A 4,970-nucleotide genomic window follows, 5' to 3' on the forward strand; every position below is an offset into this window, starting at 1 on the left:
CCTCCCGGCCTGCGTCCCCGCCGCACCGATGCCCCCTCCACGCCCGCCGCCGGCGCCACGGTCGTGTCCACCACCGCCGGGACTCCCGAACCCTGGCGCGCGTCCCTGCGCGTCTCCAGCTTCACGGAGCTGGAGATTGAAGCGGACTCGCTGCTGCACGCGGTGGAGCTCGCGGCCCAGCGCGGCGTCGCCGACGGCGCACCGGAGGAGGAGCCCGTCTACGAGCTGACCGAGGAAGCCAGTCCCTCCGGAAGCTGGGACGCGCTGCCGGCCATCCCGCTCTTCTCCGACCTGCCGCGTGAAGCCTTCATCCAGCTCTTCGAACGCTGCCCGCTGCGCCGCTTCGGACCCGGTGAGCGCATCCTCGCGCAGGGCAGCCACGGCGACGCCTTCTACGTCATCTGCGAAGGCAGCGTCCGCGTCTTCCGCGAGGACGACGGCCACCGTCAGGACCTGGCCACGCTGGAGGGCGGGGCCTTCTTCGGAGAGATGGCGCTCCTGTCCGGCGCCCCGCGCGCCGCGTCCGTGGAGTCCGCGTCCGACGACACGCAGGTGCTGGAGATCTCCGCGTCGGTGCTGGCCACGCTCTCCCACAGCCATCCGCCCGTGGCCCAGGCCCTCAAGAAGTTCTGCCGCGAGCGCCTGCTCACCAACGTGATGAACGGCTCCCCGCTGTTCCGCCCCTTCAACCGCAAGGACCGGCGCGGACTGGTGGAGCGCTTCCGGGCCCGCGACGTGGAGCGCGGCGACGTCATCATCCGCGAGGGTGACGCGACCGACGGCCTCTACGTCGTCCTCTCCGGTGAAGTGGACGTGCTCAAGGACGGCCATGTGCTGTCGCGCCTGAAGGAAGGGGACCTCTTCGGAGAGATCTCCCTGCTCCAGAAGACGCCGGCCACGGCCACGGTGGAGGCCGCGCGCCACACCACGCTCCTGCGTCTGCCGCGCGAGGACTTCGACTCGCTCATCTCCAGCCACCCGCAGGTCCTGATGCTCGTCTCCGACCTGAGCGATGAGCGCCTGCGCCGCACCCAGCGCCTGCTGGACGCCGCGAGGGACGCCGCCTACCTGCCGCGCGAGGACGAGGAAGACCTCATCCTCGTCTGACGGCGTCACGAAACCCAACCCTGTCGGTCGGCCTTCCGGCCCACGCTCGGAGGCCCGCCGTGCGGTGGGGCAGGGTGACGGGTTGTGGCCCCCAGGGGTGCCCGCTATCCTCGCTGGCATGGCTGGAGGCCAGGGCGGGGCGCCGCACGCGATAGCGGGACTGGGGCCCGACGATATCGCCGAGCTGGAAGCCGTCGGCTCGCAGCCCGGCTATGACGTGTTCCTCGCTCCGGCCCGCGCGCTCGAAGGCGCCGTGGAGGAGTGCCGCTCCAACATCGCGCTCGCCTTCCACAACACGAAGCGCGGCGTGGACAGCGTGCTGGCCCACGAAGCGGAGGTGGCCACGCTCCCGGGCATCAACGTGGAGCACCTGCGCGAGCTGCCATTGCTCGCGCAGGGCCTCGCCTGGGCCGCGTTGCAGGTGCAGCGCGACATGCGGGCCAGCGCCTTCGGAGCCCTCTTCGAGCGGGCCCAGCACCTGCGCCGCAAGCTCCTCAAGACCGCGGAGGCGCTCGCGGAAGCCGCCTTCCTCACCCCCGCCGACGTGGAGGCCAGCCGGGCAGGGGGCCACCGCGACGTGGTGGGGGACTGTCTGGGGCTCGTGGCGCTGTTCCGCCGCAACGAAGCGAAGCTCACCGGCCGCTCCCCGGTGACGCCCGACGACGTGAACGAAGTGGAGCGCGTCGCGGAGCAACTGCGCGCCCTGCTCGCGTCCCCCGGCGAGGCGCGCGAGCACGAATCCTCGCCCCTGCTCTTCGAGGCCACGGAGGTGCGCGACCGCTTCTGGACGCTCCTCACGAAGCGCCACGACGTCCTCTGGCGCTGCGGCGCGTGGCTCTTCGGCCGCGACGTGGACATGCACGTGCCGCCGCTCCAGTCCCGCCACCCGCTGGTGCGCGCCGTCGTCCCCACGTCCATCGAACGCGCGCCGCAGCAGACGCTCCGGCGCACGGACTCCCGGCCCCAGTCGGCGCCCGTGCCGGAGACCAGCTCGATGCGCTCCAAGGTCCGCTTCATGGTGAAGGTCGGCTTCGACTTTCCCTCGCGCTAGACACCCATGCCTTTCGACGTGAAGGACATCCTCCGGCAACTGGACACGGGCTTCGCGCACGAAGGCGGCGCGCCGCCCTGGTGGCAGGAGAGCTGGGAGGATCCGGAAGGGTTCGCCACCGCGCTCGCGGAGGCCCACGCGGGCCGGGGCGTCCCTCCGCCCAAGAGCCGCCCGGGCCAGCAGTACGACTTCTTCCACGACCTGGTGGTGCGCCACGTCGCCCTGGAGCGCCCCGCGTTCCGCACCCACGCGCGCATCCAGGGCTGGCAGAACGTGGGCTTCCGCACGCTGCACGACCTGGCCGCGCGCCGCGCCAGCGAATGGGCGGATCAGGGCGTCGAGCCGGGCGCGAAGGTGTGCCTGGTGTACGGCGTGGGGCAGGAGCTGCTAGTGTCGCTGCTGGCCACGCTGCGGCTGGGCGGCTGCTTCACGCTCCTGCCACCCCTGGGGCCTCGCGCCATGGCCACCCGGCTGGAGGCCCTGGCGCCGGACTTCATCGCCGCGGAGCCGCACCAGCTCCCCATCCTCCGGGGCCACGAAAAGCTCCTGCTCAAGAGCCGGGGTGGGGGAGCGCCCGGCTTCACCTCGCACACGTACAAGCCCGGGGACGTGGTGGGGCTGCTCTTCTCTCCGCTGGTGGATCCGCCGCACACCCCCGTGCCCCTCACCGCGGAGGACGCCTGGAAGGGCGCGCTCGGCGACGGGATGCTCACCTTCGGGCTCGCGCCGGGAGACGTACTCGCGGCGCCGGACTTCCCGGTGCTCCAGCACCTGCCGGCCCTGCTCTTCGCCACGTTGTTCCGGGGCGCCACCTACCTGCACCTGGAGATGGCCGACCTGGAGCTCAACCCCGCGCCCCTGCTGGAGTCCCCGCTGCGCGCCCTGGGCGTCACGCCGCGCCTGCGCGACCTGTTGCTCAAGCACCGCATCGGGGCCATGCGCAACGTGCTGCACTGGTTCCGCAACCCCGAGGAGCCCTACGACGCGCAGGCGTGGCGCGCGTGGGTGAAGCAGTGCGGCCTCCAGGCCGTTCCCTCGTCCAACATCCTCATCGACGCGGCGGCCGGCGGCGCGGTGCTGGTGTCGTCGCGCGGCGTGAATGATCCGCACGCGGACGTGCACACGGACGTCTTCCCCGTACCGGGCCGCGCGTGGGCGCTGAAGGATCCAAACCAGAGCGGGCAGGGCGCCCCGACGGACGTGGGCGTCTTCACGCTGCTTCCCGACAAGGGGCGTCCCCCCGGCCACGTCCTGCTCGCGCGGATCCGCTCCCGCTACCACTACGGCGGCACGCTGGGCTTCCGGCACGACGGCCGCACCTACCCGGCGAAGGAGGTCACGGCCGCGCTGGAGGGCCTGCCCTTCCTGATGGGGACCAGCGTGGTGCCGGTGTCCACCGGGGGGCTCGCCAGCCATTCGCGCTTCGTGCTCCTGGCCTTCACCGGCCACGAGCCCGCCCCTTCGGAGGGCGAGCAGGAGATCAAGCGGCGCATCGAGATGCTCCTCGGTGGGGACTTCCTGCCCGACCGGATCGAGTTCTTCCCGCTCTTTCCACACCGCAAGAAGGGCGCCGTCGACGACGCGTGGTGCGCCTCGCAGTTCTTCACCGGCGCGCTGCACCGCAAAGCGACGGACCCGATGTTCCAGGCCCTCACCGCGCTGCGGGGACGGCTGCTGGAAAGCGCGGGCAACCCGGGCGAAGATGGCCCGTCGTCAACGAGCTGAAAGGGGCAGGACATGGGTGTCCAGGTCGTGATGGGGGCGATGCTGCAATGCAGCTTCGGCGTGGCGCCCTCGTCGCTGATGGTGCTTCCGACGAACAAGGTGCTGGCCACGACCCCGGCGGCGAACATCATGGACAACAAGCCGTTCATGAACGTGCTGCCCTTCGGCATGTGCTCGTCCATGGCGAACCCCATGGTGGCCGCGGCCACCGCGGCGGCCCTGGGCGTCCTCACCCCCATGCCCTGCATCCCCGCCACCGCGGCGCCCTGGGTGCCCGGCTGCCCCACGGTGCTCATCGGCAACATGCCGGCGCTGGAGAGCAACTCCAAGTGCATGTGCAGCTACGGCGGCGTCATCCAGGTCGTCTCCCCCGGACAGATGGTGGCCATCGATGGGTGACGCGGCGCTGGTCATCGAAGCCGTCGACTTCTCCCTGCTCGACGCCCCCTTCACCGGCACGCCCGTGCCCATCGACGAGACGGAGGGGCCGGATCCGCGCCTGGAGGCCATCACCGGCCTCGTCGCCAAGGGCTCCTACGCGGAAGCGGCCCGCGCGGCCGAAGCGCTCCTGCGCACGGGCGTGCGCGACGTGCGCCTGCTGGGGCCCTACCTCTTCGGCCTCTTCGTGTCGGACGGCATGAAGGCGCTGCCCGTCCTGTTCCGCTCCCTGTCGCGCAGCCTCACGGAGAACTGGGACGCCTTCGGCCCCCCGGGCAAGAAGCCCATCTTCGTGGACACCGGCCTGCGCTGGTTGCTCAAGATGATGAGCAAGACATTGGAACACCATACGCGCCTCAAGGACGCGCAATGGCAGGCGTGGAACGCCGTCGGCAACCGCGAGCCCATTGATGAGGCTTTGCGGATGGGCGACCCGCTCATCGCCGCCCTGGGCGCGCTGCCCAAGAGCGCCTGCGTGGACCCCTTGCGCACGCTGCTCGGCACCCTGCGCTCCCACGCCCAGGGCGTGCCGTACCTGCCCCCGCCCGAGGATCCCCAGGCGAAGGCGCTCGCCATCGCCCCGGACGAGGAAGACGACGACGACGAGGATGGCGACGACGAGGAGGAGGCCCGCCCCGCCGCCAGGGCC

The 4,970-nt window shown here is 71.6% G+C and carries 5 protein-coding genes; all 5 read left to right on the forward strand.

The window, feature by feature from the left end:
- Positions 1-1,107 (forward strand): cyclic nucleotide-binding domain-containing protein (locus tag D7Y13_RS38415; RefSeq protein ID WP_147444372.1); only part of this gene is annotated, 1,107 nt, incomplete at its 5' end.
- A gap of 97 nt (positions 1,108-1,204) precedes the next feature.
- Positions 1,205-2,158, forward strand: a complete 954-nt coding sequence (locus tag D7Y13_RS38420; RefSeq protein WP_147444373.1) for a hypothetical protein — start codon at positions 1,205-1,207, stop codon at positions 2,156-2,158.
- A 6-nt stretch (positions 2,159-2,164) separates the two neighbouring features.
- Positions 2,165-3,883, forward strand: coding sequence for an acyl-CoA synthetase family protein (locus D7Y13_RS38425; protein WP_120538128.1), 1,719 nt, complete (start codon positions 2,165-2,167; stop codon positions 3,881-3,883).
- Positions 3,884-3,895: 12 nt separating this feature from the next.
- A complete protein-coding gene (locus tag D7Y13_RS38430) occupies positions 3,896-4,282 on the forward strand; it encodes a DUF4280 domain-containing protein (RefSeq protein WP_120538129.1) in 387 nt (128 codons plus the stop codon).
- A partial coding sequence (locus D7Y13_RS38435) for a type VI secretion system protein IglI family protein (protein WP_279637168.1) occupies positions 4,275-4,970 on the forward strand: 696 nt, incomplete at its 3' end. The genes D7Y13_RS38430 and D7Y13_RS38435, both read left to right, overlap by 8 nt.

This window comes from Corallococcus praedator (assembly GCF_003612125.1).
Classification (GTDB): Bacteria; Myxococcota; Myxococcia; order Myxococcales; family Myxococcaceae; genus Corallococcus; species Corallococcus praedator.

Bases quoted from the DNA above. Each gene is read 5' to 3' on its own strand.
- D7Y13_RS38425 (WP_120538128.1), top strand. From the start codon at position 2,165: ATGCCTTTCGACGTGAAGGACATCCTCCGGCAACTGGACACGGGCTTC.
- D7Y13_RS38430 (WP_120538129.1), top strand. From the start codon at position 3,896: ATGGGTGTCCAGGTCGTGATGGGGGCGATGCTGCAATGCAGCTTCGGC.